This is a genomic window from Novosphingobium sp. HR1a, assembly GCF_015594425.1.
In the GTDB taxonomy this organism is placed as follows: domain Bacteria; phylum Pseudomonadota; class Alphaproteobacteria; order Sphingomonadales; family Sphingomonadaceae; genus Novosphingobium; species Novosphingobium resinovorum_A.
The window spans coordinates 1-16278 of record NZ_JABXWS010000012.1; the positions used below are offsets into that span (position 1 = coordinate 1).

Genomic DNA, 16278 nt, shown 5'->3' on the forward strand with positions numbered 1-16278 from the left:
CGGCAGCGAAGAATTCGAGGGTGAACGCGCCTTCCCAGACCTCGATCCGGTGGCGGCCGGCATCGGTGAAATCGAGCACCGAATAGGCGCTGCTGCCCAGATGACAGGCCCACAGGCTGGAGGTCAGGAACGTCGGCTGCGGATAATTGGTCCACCAGTAATCGCCGCCGGCCATGCCGTTCTGGTCCATCAGGCGGGTCAGTTCGGTGGACTTGTCGCGCCCCACACCCGGCTCGCTGGTCCAGATCGGGAAGCGGCGGCCCGAGAGGTCGAGGTAGCTCATCTGCTCCCCGCCGCCCCAGACATGCTCGCCCGGCAGCGCGGCCAGATCGACCCAGACGCGGTCGTACGCGGGATCGAGCACCGCGATGTCTAGCGAATCGCCCTTCACCGAAACGCGCAGCATCGGCGCGGCCCCGGCACTGGCCGAAAGGACGATGTCGGCGCCGTCCAGCGCGGCGAAGCCCAGCTCCACACGGCCGGTCGGCGCATCGCTGATGGCGAAGTTGCCGCGCACCATTTCCACTTCAGGAGCGCCGTGCGCCACCGCGAAAGCGGGGCTGTCCGCTGATCCACGCAGAACCGCGCGGCCAGCCAGCAGGCAGGCGAATCCATCTTCCCGAACGTCGAAAGTCAGCGACACGTTTCCAGTCCCATGAGCCATGTTGTTGTTATTCTGCAGCACGCTCGTCGCCGTCGTGCTGTCCCGATATGACAACGCTTGACAGAAATGTTCGACCCAATCAAGAGGGGTGCAACCGACAGGACGACCTGAGGCTCAAACACTCAGGCTCCGCATAAGCAGGAGGGGAAAACATATGATTTCGCACGCCACCATCACGCTTGCGCGCACTGCGCTGGCGCTTTCGGCGTCGGCCGTCGCGCTTGTCGCCGCGACTCCGGCCAACGCGCAGGTCGACGAGATTATCGTTACCGCGCAGAAGGTTCGCCAGAACGTCCAGGACGTGCCGATCGCCATCAGCGCGGTCACCGGAGAGGCCATGGCCCGCGCCGGCGCCAAGAGCCTGGAAGACATCACCTCGATCGTCCCCTCGGTCACCTTCCGCAAGGGCACGACCAACGCCAACAGCGCGATCGTGATGCGCGGCGTCGGCACCATCAGTTTCTCGGTCGCGGCCGAACCCAGCGTGTCCACCGTTGTCGACGGCATTGTGCTGAGCCGTTCGGGCCAGTCGTTCCTCGACCTTGTCGACTTCGACCGCCTCGAAGTGCTGCGCGGGCCGCAGGGCACGCTGTTCGGCAAGAACGCCTCGGCGGGTCTGGTCAACATCGTGTCGAAGGGCGGCACCAGGGACTTCGAGGCCGAGGCCAACGTCTCGGGCACCACCGACGACGAATACCGCGCCAAGATGACCATTTCCGGCCCGATCTCGGAGAACCTGACCGGCCGCCTCACCGGCTTCTACGGAAACTTCGACGGCAACATCAAGAACACCTACTACGACAAGACCGTCAACGGCTACGAGCACTACGGCGCGCGCGGCCTGATCGACTATGACGGCGAGGGCGGCCGTTTCCGCCTGATCGCGGATTACTTCAAGGCCAACGACGATTGCTGCGCCGAAGTGACCGGCGTGTCGCGCGGCACCGTGATCGACAACGAACTGGGCATCACACCGCAGGGTGAGGACACCCGCGAGGTCAACCAGAACCTCATCACCCGCTCGCTCGACCGCCAGTACAGCCTGACGATGAGCGCGGACATCGATACCTTCGCCGATCACACGCTCTCGATCGTCACCGGCTATCGCAACTGGAAGAACACCGAAATCCGCGACGGCGACTTCCTGCCGCGCGCGATCGCCGCCACCCCGCAGCAGGGCACCATCCCGGCGCAGGCCGCCACTCCGCAGCTGCACGACCGCGGCACCGTCGAGACCGACCAGGTCTCCGCCGAAGTCCGCCTTGCCTCGCCGCAGAACCAGGCGCTGACGTATCAGGTCGGCGGTTTCCTGTGGTATTCCAAGAACACGCAGGACTTCACCCGCAGCGACGTGACCTGCACCACCTCGACCTCGCCGATCGATGCGGCGACGGGCGCGCGGCCGTGCAACCTGGCCGACACCGTCAACACGCACTATGTCTCGGCGACCTCGCGCAGCGACGTCTCGTTCCGCAACTGGGCGCTGTTCGGTCAGGCGACTTACGCCTTCCTGCCGGAACTGCGCCTGACGCTGGGCGGCCGCTACACGCATGACAGCGTGAGCTTCACCCACGTGCGCGGCGCCGCGATCGATGCGGCCACCGGCCTGCCGATGGCGGCCTCGGGCCTGCTGCCTTATGGCGCGGGCGGCACTATCGCCAGCGGCGGCAACGGCACCGATACTTCGCGTGGGAGCACCAGCGCCAACAACTTCTCCGGCAAGGCGGTGCTGCAGTACGACGTCATGGACGACGTGATGGTCTACGGCAGCTACACGCGCGGCTACAAGGGCCCGGCGTTCAACGTCTTCTTCAACCACACCGCGCCCAACAACGCCGAACCGATCGATCCCGAGAAGTCGAACAGCTTCGAAGTCGGCTTCAAGAGCCAGTGGTTCGACCGCATCGTGCAGCTGAATGCGGCCGCGTTCCTGGTCGACTACAAGGGCTTCCAGGCGAACAACTTCGTGCTCATCAACGGCGCGACGACCACCAGCCTGACCAACGCCGGTTCGGTGCGCTCGAAGGGCTTCGAGGCCGACCTCACCGTCGCCCCGACCGAGGGCCTGACCTTCCGTGCCAATGCGGCCTATGCCGATGCCAAGGTGCGCAAGTTCAACCCGAACCCGCTGACCAACGCGCCCGACGCGCGTGACGGCACCCGCCTGCCGCTCGCGCCCAAGTTCAGCTACACCATCGGCGCGGACTACGACGTCCCCGTCGGCCCGGTGAAGCTGTACCTGTCGAGCGACTGGCACCATGTTTCGAAGCAGTTCTCGGACCTCGGCGAGAGCGGCGAGATCGACCCCTACGGTATCTGGAACGCCAGCATCGGCGTGTCGGACGCCGAGGACAAGTATCGCCTGACCTTCATGGTCCGCAACATCCTCGACGACAGCTACGTGCTGCTCAACACCACGAACGGCCAGCGCCTGATGATCCCGCGTGACGCGGATCGCTATGCGGGCCTGAACTTGCGGGCGAAGTTCAACTGAGGACGGGCGCAAACGTCCTTCGCTGAATGCTCGCACAAAGAACCCCCGGCGGATCTCCTCCCCGCCGGGGGTTTTTTATTCCTCCCCCCTCCCCGTGCCGGGGAGGGTGCGCGCGCGTCGTCCCTCCAACCCCGTCATCCCAGCGAAGGCTGGGACCGCTGGCCTGTTACGGCCAACTATCGTCAGGACGCTCTGCCGAGGGCTCGGCTTTGCGCGGCCAGCGGTCCCAGCCTTCGCTGGGATGACGGGGGTGTGAAGTCAGCGCACGCGGAAACGTCCGCTGGCGAGTGCGGGCCATTACGCCGGGGAAATCAACGCAACCGAAGATAACATCGGGTCGGCATCGGGAGCGTCCAAGCTGGGACGCGGGGTTTTGTTTTCCGTGAAGCTCTGGCGAGCGGCCGGGTAACTCACGGTGCAGCCCGGCTCGACCTGTATTCCATCGGAAAGTCCCATGTGGCCGTCGTTAGGGTTCGCAGCGTTATCGGCCGAAGGCTATCCGGGATGGCCGTCCCAAGTCCTGCCGTGTGTCGCAGGAACGTATGGACGGCGTTTCCGGTAGCGCAGAGACAGTCCGGGTCTTCGATGGACGCGTGGTTTGCGTGATCACGGCTTGAAACCGCATCCCGGCCCACGACGCCGACCCGATACACCGGAGCGACGTGATCATTCGCCGCTCCGGATGCTGGGGCATATAACCCATGTGGTTATATTTGTCAAGATCGCACAAACGCAACCTCGTCATCCCGGACTTGATCCGGGACCGCTGGCCGTGAACAGCCCACCTCGCGTCAGGGCGCCCCAACGAAAGCGATCGCCTCAAGCACTGCCAGCGATCCGGCCTTCGCCGGGATGACGTCAACCCTCGGCCGCCGCCAGCTTCGGCTGCATCAGGTGGATGAACGCCGTCGCCACCAGATAGGCCGCGCCGCACACCACGAACAGCGGGCCGTAGCCGAGGCCCGACTTCAGCGACCAGCCCGCGAACTCGATGATCCCGGTCCCGGTCAGGTTCCCCGCCACCGCGCCCAGCGCGATGACGGTGGCCATGCGGCGTGCCGGGATGATCTCGGTCGCCATGCCGAAGATATTGGTCGAGAAGCCCTGATGCGCGAACAGGCCGAGGCCGATGCACACGGCCGCCACCCACGGATTGCTCGCCAGCAGCGCCAGCGGCATCACCAGCACGACGAGGGCATAAGCCAGCATCGAGCCCTTGCGCGCGAGGTTCATCGAGACCCCGCGCAGCAGCAGTGCCGGGTAAAGCGCGCCCGAGGATACCGCGCCGAGCGCCGCGAGGATGAAGATCACCGCGATCGGCCAGCCCAGCTCGCCCTGGCTGAGATTGAACTGGCGCGCGAAGAAATCGGGCGTCCAGAACAGCACGAACCACCAGACGAGATCGGTGAAGGCCTTGGCTCCGATGACCGTCCAACTGCGGCGGTCGGACAGGATCGCGCCCCATTCGACCTTGCCGCGTGTCGTCGCGGCCTGTCCCGCGATGGGCGTCAGCTTCGCGGTGTTGAGCTTCCACAAGGCCAGCCACACAAGGCCCAGCCCGCCGGTGACGAGGAACGCGGCCTTCCATCCGAACGCCATCGCGAAAGGCGGGATGATGAGCGGGGTGAGGATCGCGCCGATGTTGGGCGCGGTGTTGATGATGCCGATGCCGACCGAGCGGCGCGCGGCGGGCAGGTAGATCGCGGCGGTCTTCATCGCGGCGGGGGTGTTGACCGATTCGGCGGTCGCCAGCACGGCACGGGCGATCACGAATTGCTGCACGCTGGCGGCCAGCGCATGGGCCATCCCCGCAAGGCTCCACAAGGCCACGGCGAAACCGTAGGCGAAGCGCACGCCGAAACGATCGACGAACCAGCCCACGCCGAGCAGCGAAGCCGCCGCCGCCAGCTGGAAGATCGAGCCGAGATGCGCGAACTGCTGGTCGTCCCAGTGGAACTCCGCCTCCAGCATCGGCTTGAGCAGCGCCAGCACCTGCCGGTCGACGTAGTTCAGCGCCGTCGCGAAAAAGATCAGCGCAATCAGTATGTTCTGCGCGCGGATAGCGGCGCGGCCGGAGTCGGGCGCCGGGGGAGGGGCGTGCTCGGGCAGGGCCGTCTGTTGATGGATGGTCATTCTCGCTCTCCCCTATCCCGCCGTTTCGTCGGCGGCAATTCTTCCAGCCCCCTCGCGCAAAGCTCTTGCTCCGCTGCGTGGGTGGTCATAAAGACGGATATGACAACGTAGGACATACGGCAAGCATCTTCGTCAAATGAGAGATGCGGCGAAAGGACGGGGACCAGTGAGCGCAGAACACGCAGGCGACCTTTACGGCGAGATGTTCCTCGCCCAGCTGGACGGCCCCGCCGCGAAGCCGAGCCGCATCGAGATATGGAAGACGCTCTGGCCGGGCCTCGCCATCTGCGGCATCGCCAGCATCGCCGCCGCCTGGCTTTCCGAGCACTACGGCGCGCCGATCATCCTGATGGGCCTGCTGATCGGCCTCGCCTTGAACTTCGTGACCAGCGAGAAGCGCACGCATCCGGGGCTCGATTTCGCCTCCAAGGCCTGCCTGCGCTGGGGCATCGTCGTGCTCGGCACGCAAGTGACGCTGGCGCAGATCGTGGCGCTCGGCCCGGTGCCATTCCTGGCGCTGCTGATGGTGATGGCCGCCGCGATGGGCGCGGCGCTGCTGGTGGCGCGGGCGACCGGCGCCTCGACCGCGATCGGCATCCTTGCGGGCGGCGCGACGGCGATCTGCGGGGCCTCCGCCGCATTGGCGCTGTTCGGCGTGCTGGGGGCGAAGCGGATCAGTCAGGCGCAGTTCGCGTTGACGCTGGTGGTGATCTCGATGGCGAGCGCGATCGCCATGTCGTTCTATCCGCCGCTCGCAGGGCTGATGCACCTCGACGACCGGCAGGCGGGGTTCCTGATCGGCGCCTCGATTCACGACGTCGCGCAGGCGATCGGCGGCGGCTATGCCTATTCGGACATCGCGGGCAGCTACGCCACGATCGTCAAGCTCTCCCGCGTGGCGCTGCTGGCGCCGATCGTCGCGGTCGTCTCGCTGATGTACACGGACGAGGATGCCGGGGAGCGCCACTGGATCCGGAAACTTGCGATGCCCTGGTTCATTACCCTGTTTCTGGCGGTGGTGGTGCTCAATTCGCTGGTGACGATCCCGGCTTTCGTGGTCCACCTGAACCTGACGTTGTCGAAGACGCTGCTGCTGCTGGCGGTGACCGCCACTGCGATGCGCTCGCGCCTCGATCTGGTGATGCAGATGGGCTGGCGCGCGGCGATGCCGGTGGTGGCGGCGACGCTGGCCTCGCTGGTGGTCGCCACGGCCTTCAGCATGATGATCTTGTGAGTGTGTGAATGACTGAAATCTACGACATCGCGATCATCGGCGGCGGCGTGAACGGCTGCGGCATCGCGCGCGATGCCGCCGGGCGCGGGGCGAAGGTGCTGGTGCTGGAGCAGGGCGATCTGGCCGGCGGCACCTCGTCGGCCTCGACCAAGCTGATCCACGGCGGCCTGCGCTACCTTGAGCACTACGAGTTCGCCCTCGTGAGCGAGGCGCTGACCGAGCGGGAGCGGCTGTGGCGGATCGCCCCGCACATCATCCACCCGATGCGCTTCGTGCTGCCGCATGTGAAGGGCCTGCGCCCGCGCTGGCTGCTGCGGCTCGGCCTGTTCCTCTACGACCACATCGGCGGCCGCAAGGCGCTGCCGGCGACCGAGAGCATCGACCTGCACCGGCACCCGGCGGGCGTGCCGTTGAAGCCCGGCTTCGGCAAGGCCTTCGTCTATTCCGACGGCTGGGTGGACGATGCGCGGCTGGTGGTCCTGAACGCCCGCGACGCGGCGGACCGGGGCGCGACGATCCTGACCCGCACTGGCGTGGAGAAGCTGGAGCGCGAGGGCGGCGTCTGGACCATCCACACGTCCGGCGGCACGTTCCGCGCGAAGGCGGTGGTGAACGCGGCGGGGCCATCGGTGCTCGACCTCGTCGGCCGCGCAGGCGAGCGCACGAAACGCGCGATGCGGCTGGTGCGCGGCTCGCACATCGTCGTGCCGCGCCTGTTCGAGCATCCTTACGCCTATTTCTTCCAGATCCCCGACGGGCGCATCTTCTTCGCGATCCCCTACCAGCACGACTTCACCCTGATCGGCACCACCGACCGCGACCACACCGGCCCGCTGAGCGAGGTGAAGGCGAGCGAGGAGGAGATCGCCTACTTGTGCGAGGCGGCCAACGCCTACTTCGCGAAGTCGATCACCCCGGCCGACGTGGTGTGGACTTATTCCGGCGTGCGCCCGCTGGTGGACGACGGTTCCGGCAAGCCCGAGGCGGCGACGCGCGGCTACGACTTCGACCTCGATCTGGACGGGGAGGGCGGCGCGCCGTTCCTCTCGGTGTTCGGCGGCAAGATCACGACCTATCGTCATCTCGCCAAGGATGCGGTGGAGAAGCTGCAGCCGCTGGTCCCGGCGCTCTCCGGCAAGGACTGGACCGCCACCGCGCCGCTCCCCGGCGGCGATTTCGCGATGGGCGCGATCGATGCGCTGAAGGCCGACCTCGCGCGCGAATACCCCCGCCTCGATGCGGCGACGCTGGACCGCGTGGCGCGGGCTTACGGCACGAAGGCGCGGGAATGGCTGGCGGTGGACCCGGGCGAGGACTTCGGCCATGGCCTGACCGGCGCCGAGGTCGATTACCTCAAGGCCAACGAATGGGCGCTGACGGCCGAGGATGTGCTGTGGCGCCGCACCAAGCTGGGTCTCCGGCTCGACGCGGCACAAGCCGCGCGACTGCAAACATACATGGGTGAGTGAGCAAGTGAACGGCGAACACATTCTGGTCCTCGACGAAGGGACCACCTCGACGCGGGCGATCGTCTACGGCGCGGACGGCAGGGTCCTGCACGTCGCGCAGCAGGAACTGACACAGCATTATCCCGCCCCCGGCCGCGTCGAGCACGATGCCGCCGAGATATGGGACAAGACCCTCGCCTGCGCGCGCGAGGTCATCGGCAAGGTCGGCGGCGCGGACCGCATCGCCGCGCTCGGCATCACCAACCAGCGCGAGACGGTGGTGGCCTGGGATCGCCAGACCGGCGAGCCCATCACCCGCGCCATCGTCTGGCAGGACCGCCGCACCGCCGAGATGTGCGCCACGCTGCGCGATGGCGGGCATGAGGCGATGCTGCAGGAGCGGACGGGTCTGGTCGTCGATCCCTATTTCTCCGGCACCAAGATGCGCTGGGTGCTCGACAACGTGCCCGAGGCGCGCGCCTTGGGCGAGCGGCTGGCGCTGGGCACGGTGGAGAGCTGGCTGGTCTGGAAGCTGACCGGCGGGCTGCATGTCACCGACGCCAGCAATGCCAGCCGTACGCAGTTGATGGCGCTGGACGGCGCGGACTGGGATGACGACCTGCTCGGCCTGTTCGGGGTGCCGCGCAGCGCGCTGGGCCGGATCGTCGATACGGCGGGGACGGTGGGCACTTGCGATCCCGAACTGCTCGGCGCGCCGATACCGATCAGCGGGCTTGCGGGCGACCAGCAGGCGGCGACGATCGGCCAGCACTGCCTCAAGGCGGGTCAGACCAAGGCCACTTTCGGCACCGGCGCCTTCATCCTCACCAACATGGGCGAGACCTTGCCGCGGTCCTCGCACCGGCTGCTCGGCACCGTGCTGTGCCAGCAGGACGGGCGGCGGACCTATGCGCTGGAAGGCTCGATCTTCGTGGCGGGGAGCCTCATCAAGTGGCTGCGCGACGAACTCGGTGTGATCCGAACGGCGGCGGAGAGCGAGACGCTTGCCCGCGCGGTGGCGGACAATGGCGGGGTGCTGTTCCTGCCGGCGCTGGCGGGGCTGGGCGCGCCGCACTGGCAGCCGGATGCCAAGGGCGTCGTCACCGGGCTCACGCAAGGGACCAGCCGGGCGCATATCGTGCGCGCGGCGATGGAATCGATGGCGCACCAGTGCCACGACCTGCAGGCCGCCTTCGCCGCCGACGGCGCGGCCTGGACCTCGCTGCGCATCGACGGCGGGATGAGCGCCAACAACTGGATGGCGCAGGACCTGGCCGACGTGCTCGCGCTGCCCGTGGAGCGGCCTGCGGATATCGAGACGACCGCTCTGGGCGCGGCGATGCTGGCGGGGGTCGGGGTTGGCCTCCATGCCTCGCTGGAGGACGCGGTGGCGATGGGCAGCGCGTCGAAGCGGTTCGCGCCGGATATGGACGGGGCGGTGCGCTCGGGGCGTATCGCGATGTGGGAGGCGGGGCTGAAGCGGCATATCGACGGGGTGGGGTGAGGCTTCGTTCAAACGCCCGTCGTTTAAACCCCCCGTCATCCCAGCGAAGGCTGGGACCGCTGGCCGCGCAAAGCCCAACCCTCGGCAGGGCGTTCTGACGAGAGTTGGCCGTAACAGGCCAGCGGTCCCAGCCTTCGCTGGGATGACGGGGGGTGTTGCAAGCAAGCGTTGGCGCTCTGCTCATGGGGCTTCGACAAGCTCAGCCTGAGCGGGTTTTGAAGACCTGTTTTCAGTTCCGCTCAGGCTGAGCTTGTCGAAGCCCCATCCGCACACGAAAAACGGGCGGGAATCTCGCGATCCCCGCCCGCCTCTCGTTGGAACGTTTAAGCTCAGGCCGCCTGCTGAGCCGCCTGCGCGATCTCCTCGGGAGCCTCGTTGCGGATCAGGTAATCGAATGCGGAAAGCGCCGCCTTCGAACCCTCGCCCATGGCGATGATGATCTGCTTGTACGGCACCGTGGTCACGTCACCCGCCGCGAAGACGCCGGGCAGGTTGGTGGCGGCCTTCTCGTCGATGACGATCTCGCCGCGCGCCGTCAGTTCGACGCCGCTGTCCTTCAGCCACTCGGTGTTGGGCACCAGCCCGATCTGGACGAACACGCCTTCCAGCTCGACCTTGTGCTCCTGACCTGAATTGCGGTCCTTGTAGACCAGCGCGTTGACCTTCTCACCGTCGCCTTCGACCTCGGTGGTCTGGGCGCTGGTGAAGATATCGACGTTCTTCATCGACTTGAGCTTGTCGACCAGAACCTGATCGGCGCGCAGCTTGGCGTCGAACTCGATCAGGGTGACGTGGCCGACGATGTTGGCCAGGTCGATCGCCGCCTCGACGCCCGAGTTGCCGCCGCCGATCACGGCCACGCGCTTGCCCTTGAACAGCGGGCCGTCGCAGTGCGGGCAATAGGCCACGCCCTTGTTCTTGTACTCGGCCTCGCCGGGCACGCCGAGGTTCCTCCAGCGCGCGCCGGTGGTCAGCACCACCGAGCGGGCTTTCAGCGAAGCGCCGTTGGCGAACACGACTTCGTGATAGCCGCCGACTTCGCTGGCCGGGATCAGCTTTTCGGCGCGCTGCAGGTTCATCACGTCGATGTCGTATTCAGCGACGTGCGATTCCAGCGCGGCGGCGAGCTTGGGGCCTTCGGTGTAGGGGACCGAGATGAAGTTCTCGATGCCCATGGTGTCCTGCACCTGGCCGCCGAAACGCTCGGCGGCGATGCCGGTGCTGAAGCCCTTGCGTGCGGTGTAGACCGACGCGGCGGCACCAGCGGGACCACCGCCGACGACGAGCACCTCGAAGGGCTTCTTCTCGGCCAGCTTGGCGGCGGCCTTGGCGTCGGCGCCGGTGTCGAGCTTGCCGAGGATTTCCTCGATGCTCATCTTGCCCGAACCCCACATCGCGCCGTTCAGGAAGACGGCGGGCACGGCCATCACGCCGCGCTCCTCGACCTCGGCCTGGAACGTGCCGCCTTCGATCAGCGTCACGTCGGCGTGCGGGTTGTTGAGCGCGATCAGCGTCAGCGCCTGCACCACGTCGGGGCAGTTGTGGCACGAGAGCGAGAAATACATCTCGAACGTCAGCGAGCCTTCGAGCGCCTTGGCCTGCTCCAGAACTTCGTCGGAGACCTTGGGCGGGTGGCCGCCGGTCCACAGCAGGGCGAGGACGAGCGAGGTGAATTCATGGCCGAGCGGCAGTCCGGCGAAGCGCACCCAAGCGCCCGCGTCGCTGGCGCGGCGGATGATGAAGCTGGGGCGGCGCGCGTCGTCGCCGTCGAAAGTGGCGGTGACCTTGTCCGAGAGCGAGGCGATGGTGGTCAGCAACTCGCGGGTCTCGGTGGACTTTGCATCATCGCCAAGGGAGGCGACGAGCTCGATCGGCTCGCGCAGCATGCCGAGATATTGCGAGAGCTGTTGCTTCAGGTTGGCGTCGAGCATGAGTCAGGTTTCCTTTGTTGGGAATCCTCCCTGCGAAGCGGGGAGGGGGACCATCCGAAGGATGGTGGAGGGGGGCGGGGCGGTCCCCATTTGCGATGGGACGTCTGCAATGCGACGTCTGCGGCCCTGCGGCCCGCCCCCTCCGTCAGCCCCTTGCGGGGCTGCCACCTCCCCATGGCCTTTGGCCACGGGGAGGATTTGCAGGGGTCTTAGATCTTGCCGACGAGGTCGAGCGAGGGAGCCAGCGTGGCTTCGCCTTCTTCCCACTTGGCCGGGCAGACCTGGCCGGGGTGCTCGCGCCAGTACTTGGCGGCCTTGATCTTGCGGACCAGTTCCTTGGCGTTGCGGCCCACGCCCTCGGGGGTGATTTCGACCAGCTGGATCACGCCGTCCGGATCGACGACGAAGGTCGCACGGTCAGCAAGGCCGACGCCTTCGCGCAGCACGCCGAAGTTGTTGGCAAGGTTGTGGTTCTGGTCGCCGAGGAAGGCGTAGGTGCACTTGCCGATGGCGTCCGACGTGTCGTGCCATGCCTTGTGGCTGAAGTGCGTGTCGGTCGAAACGCCGAACACTTCGACGCCGAGGCCCTGAAGCGTGGCGTATTCACCGGCGAGGTCTTCCAGCTCGGTCGGGCACACGAAGGTGAAGTCCGCCGGGTAGAAGAAGAACACGGCCCACTTGCCCGCGATGTCGCCTTCGGTGACGTCGAAGAAGTCCTTACCGGCCTGGAAGGCGGTGTTCTTGAACGGCTTGATGGTGCTGCCGACGATACCCATGGATGTAGTTCCCTCAGTTGGGTGGTTGAAACTGGTGAAGCTCAGATAGGCCGGGGGTGTGACGATTGTAAGCACGATGATCCGATTGGGCTCATCGGTTCAGGCGATCAATCGGAGATAGATTGTGCAGCTCTGTCGATGAGATGTGGTTTGTGCCGATGGGGCTTCGACAAGCTCAGCCTGAGCGGGTTTCAAAGACTTGCTTTCAACTCCGCTCAGGCTGAGCTTGTCGAAGCCCCCTCCGCTAGACGCGACCTCAGGTTCGGGGTGCCCTCAGCAACCGTACCAGCACTTCGTCCAGCGCCGAGAGGAACCGCGAGCGGTCCTGCTTCGCGAACGGCGGCGGCCCGCCGATGATGTCTCCGCCCGCGCGCAAGTCCGCCATGATCGCGCGGGTGGCGATGGCGCTGCCGATCGAACTGGTGGTGAAAGGCTTGCCGTTGGGAGCAACCACGCTCGCACCCAGCTTCAGGCAGCGATCGGCCAGGAGGATGTCGGCGGTGATCACCACCGTGGCGGCGTCAGTATTGTCCACGATCCAGTCATCCGCCGCGTCGAAGGCGTCGCTGACCACCTTGCGGGAGATCAGCGAACTTTGCGGGACGCGGATCGCGCTGTTGCTGACGACGACGACGGGCACCTTGTGGCGGGCGGCGACCTTGTAGGTCTCCTCCTTCACCGGGCAGGCGTCAGCGTCGATCAGGATGCGCAAGCAAATCCTCCCTGAGCTTGCTCGGGGAGGGGGACCGCCCGCGCAGCGGGTGGTGGAGGGGGAGACGACCCCTCCGTCAGCCCTGCGGGCTGCCACCTCCCCATTGCTTCGCAACAGGGAGGATTCGGCCCACTCAACCGCACTGGCCGCGGTGGAGCAGCTTGTGATCGGCCAGCACCAGCGCCATCATCGCCTCGACCACCGGCACGCCGCGAATGCCGACGCAGGGGTCGTGGCGGCCCTTGGTGAACATCTCGGTCGCCTCGCCGGAGCGGTTGATGGTCGCTTGCGGAGTGAGGATCGAACTGGTCGGCTTGAACGCCACGCGGCAGGTCACCGGCTGGCCGGTGGAGATGCCGCCCGCAATGCCGCCCGCGTGGTTCGCCAGGAACTCCGGCGCGCCGTCCGGCCCTTCGACATTCGGGCGCATCGGGTCGGCGTTCTGCTCGCCGGAGAGGCGCGCGGCGGCGAAGCCGTCGCCGATCTCGACGCCCTTGACCGCGTTGATCCCCATCATCGCGGCCGCGAGGTCGGCGTCGAGCTTGGCGTAGAGCGGGGCGCCCCAGCCTGCGGGCACGCCGCTGGCATAGCATTCCACCACCGCGCCGACCGACGAACCGCTCTTGCGCGCGTCATCGACGATCTTCTCCCAGCGCGCCGCAGCGGCCGCGTCGGGGCAGAAGAACGGGTTGTTGGCGATCTCGGCCTCGTCGAACTTGCCCGGATCGATCATGTCGCCGCCTATCTCGGAGACGTAGGCGAGGATATTGACCTCGGGGATCACCAGCCGCGCCACCGCGCCCGCCGCCACGCGGCTCGCGGTCTCGCGCGCGGAGGAGCGCCCGCCGCCGCGATAGTCGCGGAAACCGTACTTGGCGTCATAGGCGTAGTCGGCATGGCCGGGGCGATAGGCGACGGCGACCTCGGAATAGTCCTTGGAGCGCTGGTCGACGTTCTCGATCATCAGGCTGATCGGGGTGCCTGTCGTCCTGCCTTCGAAAACGCCCGAGAGGATGCGGACCTGGTCCGGCTCCTGCCGCTGGGTGGTGAACTTCGACTGGCCGGGACGGCGTGCGTCGAGGAAGGGCTGGATCACGCCTTCGTCGATCGCGAGGCCGGGCGGGCACCCGTCGACGACGGCGCCGATGGCGGGTCCGTGGCTTTCACCCCAGGTGGTGAAGCGGAAAAGGCGGCCGAAGCTGTTCATGCTCATGGTGCCTCGCGCCTTGTCGGGAATCGCGCGATTTGTCCAGTGGAACGCTGATTGTGGTCGAAGCGGCTGCGATCTTCCCGAAGCGGGACAAATCGCAGGTCACAATGGCGCTTTTGATCACTTGTACAACCGATTGCGGCGATGCAGGGAACGCAAATGTTCCTTGTCCTTTTCCGCAACCGCAAGCGCGCCGACATCGACGTTGACGCTTATATCCACGACGCCGTCGCCATGGAGGCGATGGCCGCCGAGCAGCCGGGATTCCTGTTGTTCCGCAGCTATACGGCGGACGACGGCGAAGTGCTGTCGATGTCGGAATGGGAGAGCGCGGAGCACGCCGCAGCCTGGGCGCGCAATGCCGAGCATCTCATGGTCCAGCGTCGCGGCATGAAGGAATATTACGAGAGCTACACGCTCTATACGTGCGACATGCCCAAGGTGCAGCGCTTCGACATGAAGGCGAGGCTGCCGGGCTGATCGGCCCCTGTTCTTGCCGGTATGCATCGCGCGCGGCTTGGTGTATCGCCGCGCGTGAAGCAGGCTCCTTACCGTAACTTGTGCCTGCGTTTCAGGGCGATAGGTACGGCATGGCGATCGAGTTCTACGGCATCCCCAACTGCGACACGGTGAAGAAGGCGCGTGTCTGGCTTGACGCGAAGGGGATCGCGTACACGTTCCACGACTACAAGAAGGAAGGCGCGGACCCGGAAAAGCTCGCGGCGTGGATCGACGCCGCCGGGCTCGACAAGGTGCTGAACCGCGCCGGGACCACCTTCCGCAAGCTGCCCGATGCCGACAAGACCGACCTCGACGCCGAGAAGGCGACTGCGCTGATGGCCGCCAATCCCAGCACCATCAAGCGGCCGGTGGTGGAATATCCCGGCGGCATCCTCGTCGGCTTCAAGGAGCCGGAATGGGCGGCGGCGTTCGTCTGATCGGGGGCCTGATTCGGGAGCCGCTCCGATGAACACCGTCGAATGGATCGCGGCCGCGCTGGGCCTTGCCAACATTGCGCTGCTGGTGCGGCGCAGCGTGTGGAACTATCCGTTCGGCATGGCCATGGTGGCGCTCTACGTCGCCGTGTTCTTCGAGGCGAAGCTCTACGGCGAGGCGGGGCTGCAGGTCTTCTTCTTCGTCGCGCAGGGGTGGAGTTGGGTGCTCTGGCTGCGCGCGGCGAAGACCGGCGGCGAGGGCGACGACCGCGTGCCCGTTCGCCTGCTGAGCAACCTCAGCCGCGTCGTCTGGCTGACGGCGACGGCGGCGCTGGCGCTCAACCTCGGCTGGGTGATGCACCGCTTTACCGATGCCTCGCTGCCTTACGCCGACACCGCGATTGCGGGGGCCAGCATCGCCGCGCAGATCCTGCTCGCGTTCCGCCGTATAGAGAACTGGGTGCTGTGGATCGCCGTCGATGCGGCCTCGATCGCAGTCTACGTTCACAAGGACTTGTGGGCGACGGCGGGGCTTTACGTCGTATTTCTCCTGATGTCGGTGCTGGCCTTGCGGGAATGGATCGTCGCCTACAGGACGCAGGCATGAAGACCGTCTGCCTCCACGGCGCCGAGAGCACCGGCAAGTCGGTGCTGTGCGAGCGCCTGCTCGTCACGCGCGGCTGGCCGTTCGTGCCGGAGTACGGCCGCACGTACTGCGAGGAAAACGGCATCGACCTGACGATGACCGACCTTCTCGTCATCGCCGAGGGGCAGGCCCGGCACAATCGCCGGGCGCTGTCGGACGACGACGGCGCGCCGGTCCTGCTGTTCGACACCGACCAGTTGATGACCGCTGCCTGGGCGCAGATGCTGTTCGGCGAAGTACCCGAAGCCCTGCTGGCCTATCCCAAGGCCGACCTCTACCTCCTGTTCGAGCCCGACGTGCCCTGGCAGGAGGACGGCACCCGCTTTTTCGGGACCGATGACACCCGCACCCGCTTCGCCGCGCTGGCCGAGGACATGCTGGTGCGTGCCGGGGTGACCTTCGTGCGCATCGCCGGAACCTGGGCCGAGCGCGAGGCGAAGGCCGTGGCGGCGATCGAGGGGGTGCTGGGGTAAGGTCCCCAAATCCTCCCTGTCGCGAAGCGATGGGGAGGGGGACCGCTCGCGTAGCGAGTGGTGGAGGGGGAGGAAGCNCNCGCGCGCGCGCGCGCGCGCCGCCGTCCTCCGTACCGTA

Annotated in this window: 13 protein-coding genes and 1 pseudogene; 8 read left to right on the forward strand and 6 right to left on the reverse strand. The window is 66.7% G+C overall.

Annotated elements, in window-relative coordinates; all coding sequences use genetic code 11:
- Positions 1-685: pseudogene (locus tag HWN72_RS02220) on the reverse strand (alpha-glucosidase); the annotation flags it as partial.
- A 133-nt stretch (positions 686-818) separates the two neighbouring features.
- Between HWN72_RS02220 and HWN72_RS02225 the strand changes: the two are divergent.
- The gene (locus HWN72_RS02225; protein ID WP_211149697.1) at positions 819-3158 is read left to right on the forward strand and encodes a TonB-dependent receptor; all 2340 of its coding nucleotides are present in this window, start codon (positions 819-821) and stop codon (positions 3156-3158) included.
- 858 nt (positions 3159-4016) lie between these two features.
- Here HWN72_RS02225 and HWN72_RS02230 read toward each other — a convergent pair.
- Entirely contained in the window at positions 4017-5291 is a 1275-nt protein-coding gene (locus HWN72_RS02230; RefSeq protein ID WP_211149698.1) for an MFS transporter, read from the reverse strand.
- Between the two features lie 166 nt (positions 5292-5457).
- Between HWN72_RS02230 and HWN72_RS02235 the strand changes: the two genes are divergently transcribed.
- The 3 genes from HWN72_RS02235 to HWN72_RS02245 are packed head-to-tail and all read left to right on the forward strand — an operon-like array spanning position 5458 to position 9477.
- The gene (locus HWN72_RS02235) at positions 5458-6525 is read left to right on the forward strand and encodes a YeiH family protein (RefSeq protein WP_036526152.1); all 1068 of its coding nucleotides are present in this window, start codon (positions 5458-5460) and stop codon (positions 6523-6525) included.
- An 8-nt stretch (positions 6526-6533) separates the two neighbouring features.
- On the forward strand, positions 6534-7994 hold the full coding sequence (locus HWN72_RS02240; RefSeq protein WP_211149700.1) for a glycerol-3-phosphate dehydrogenase: 1461 nt from the start codon (positions 6534-6536) through the stop codon (positions 7992-7994).
- Between the two features lie 4 nt (positions 7995-7998).
- A complete protein-coding gene (locus HWN72_RS02245) occupies positions 7999-9477 on the forward strand; it encodes a glycerol kinase GlpK (RefSeq protein ID WP_211149701.1) in 1479 nt (492 codons plus the stop codon).
- A 329-nt stretch (positions 9478-9806) separates the two neighbouring features.
- On the opposite strand, the gene ahpF is transcribed toward HWN72_RS02245, so the two are convergent.
- The 4 genes from ahpF to aroC all read right to left on the reverse strand — a co-directional run bounded on the left by ahpF (position 9807) and on the right by aroC (position 14109).
- A complete protein-coding gene (gene ahpF, locus HWN72_RS02250; RefSeq protein WP_211149702.1) occupies positions 9807-11408 on the reverse strand; it encodes an alkyl hydroperoxide reductase subunit F in 1602 nt (533 codons plus the stop codon).
- A 209-nt stretch (positions 11409-11617) separates the two neighbouring features.
- Positions 11618-12184, reverse strand: a complete 567-nt coding sequence (gene ahpC, locus HWN72_RS02255; RefSeq protein WP_008831739.1) for an alkyl hydroperoxide reductase subunit C — start codon at positions 12182-12184, stop codon at positions 11618-11620.
- Positions 12185-12440: 256 nt separating this feature from the next.
- Entirely contained in the window at positions 12441-12896 is a 456-nt protein-coding gene (locus tag HWN72_RS02260; RefSeq protein ID WP_211149703.1) for a YaiI/YqxD family protein, read from the reverse strand.
- 133 nt (positions 12897-13029) lie between these two features.
- Positions 13030-14109 (reverse strand): chorismate synthase, encoded by a 1080-nt coding sequence (gene aroC, locus HWN72_RS02265; RefSeq protein ID WP_211149704.1) that lies wholly within the window; start codon positions 14107-14109, stop codon positions 13030-13032.
- A gap of 156 nt (positions 14110-14265) precedes the next feature.
- Here aroC and HWN72_RS02270 point away from each other — a divergent pair, with 156 nt between their 5' ends.
- The 4 genes from HWN72_RS02270 (at position 14266) to HWN72_RS02285 (ending at position 16160) form a co-directional block, all read left to right on the forward strand.
- Positions 14266-14586, forward strand: coding sequence for an antibiotic biosynthesis monooxygenase (locus tag HWN72_RS02270; RefSeq protein ID WP_008830561.1), 321 nt, complete (start codon positions 14266-14268; stop codon positions 14584-14586).
- Between the two features lie 110 nt (positions 14587-14696).
- Positions 14697-15044: an arsenate reductase gene (locus HWN72_RS02275; RefSeq protein WP_211149705.1), complete on the forward strand. Its 348-nt coding sequence runs from the start codon at positions 14697-14699 to the stop codon at positions 15042-15044.
- 28 nt (positions 15045-15072) lie between these two features.
- Complete coding sequence (gene pnuC, locus HWN72_RS02280; RefSeq protein ID WP_211149706.1) at positions 15073-15648, forward strand: nicotinamide riboside transporter PnuC; 576 nt, start codon at positions 15073-15075, stop codon at positions 15646-15648.
- Positions 15645-16160, forward strand: coding sequence for an AAA family ATPase (locus tag HWN72_RS02285; protein ID WP_008830558.1), 516 nt, complete (start codon positions 15645-15647; stop codon positions 16158-16160). The genes pnuC and HWN72_RS02285 overlap by 4 nt, the downstream gene beginning before the upstream one ends.
- Positions 16161-16278: the final 118 nt, after the last annotated feature.

What these genes read in the sequence shown, in the direction of transcription:
- HWN72_RS02225 (WP_211149697.1), top strand. Translation starts at nt 819, where the DNA reads ATGATTTCGCACGCCACCATCACGCTTGCGCGCACTGCGCTGGCGCTT.
- HWN72_RS02230 (WP_211149698.1), bottom strand. Translation starts at nt 5,291, where the DNA reads ATGACCATCCATCAACAGACGGCCCTGCCCGAGCACGCCCCTCCCCCG.
- HWN72_RS02240 (WP_211149700.1), top strand. Translation starts at nt 6,534, where the DNA reads ATGACTGAAATCTACGACATCGCGATCATCGGCGGCGGCGTGAACGGC.
- ahpF (WP_211149702.1), bottom strand. Translation starts at nt 11,408, where the DNA reads ATGCTCGACGCCAACCTGAAGCAACAGCTCTCGCAATATCTCGGCATG.
- ahpC (WP_008831739.1), bottom strand. Translation starts at nt 12,184, where the DNA reads ATGGGTATCGTCGGCAGCACCATCAAGCCGTTCAAGAACACCGCCTTC.
- aroC (WP_211149704.1), bottom strand. Translation starts at nt 14,109, where the DNA reads ATGAGCATGAACAGCTTCGGCCGCCTTTTCCGCTTCACCACCTGGGGT.
- HWN72_RS02270 (WP_008830561.1), top strand. Translation starts at nt 14,266, where the DNA reads ATGTTCCTTGTCCTTTTCCGCAACCGCAAGCGCGCCGACATCGACGTT.
- HWN72_RS02275 (WP_211149705.1), top strand. Translation starts at nt 14,697, where the DNA reads ATGGCGATCGAGTTCTACGGCATCCCCAACTGCGACACGGTGAAGAAG.
- pnuC (WP_211149706.1), top strand. Translation starts at nt 15,073, where the DNA reads ATGAACACCGTCGAATGGATCGCGGCCGCGCTGGGCCTTGCCAACATT.
- HWN72_RS02285 (WP_008830558.1), top strand. Translation starts at nt 15,645, where the DNA reads ATGAAGACCGTCTGCCTCCACGGCGCCGAGAGCACCGGCAAGTCGGTG.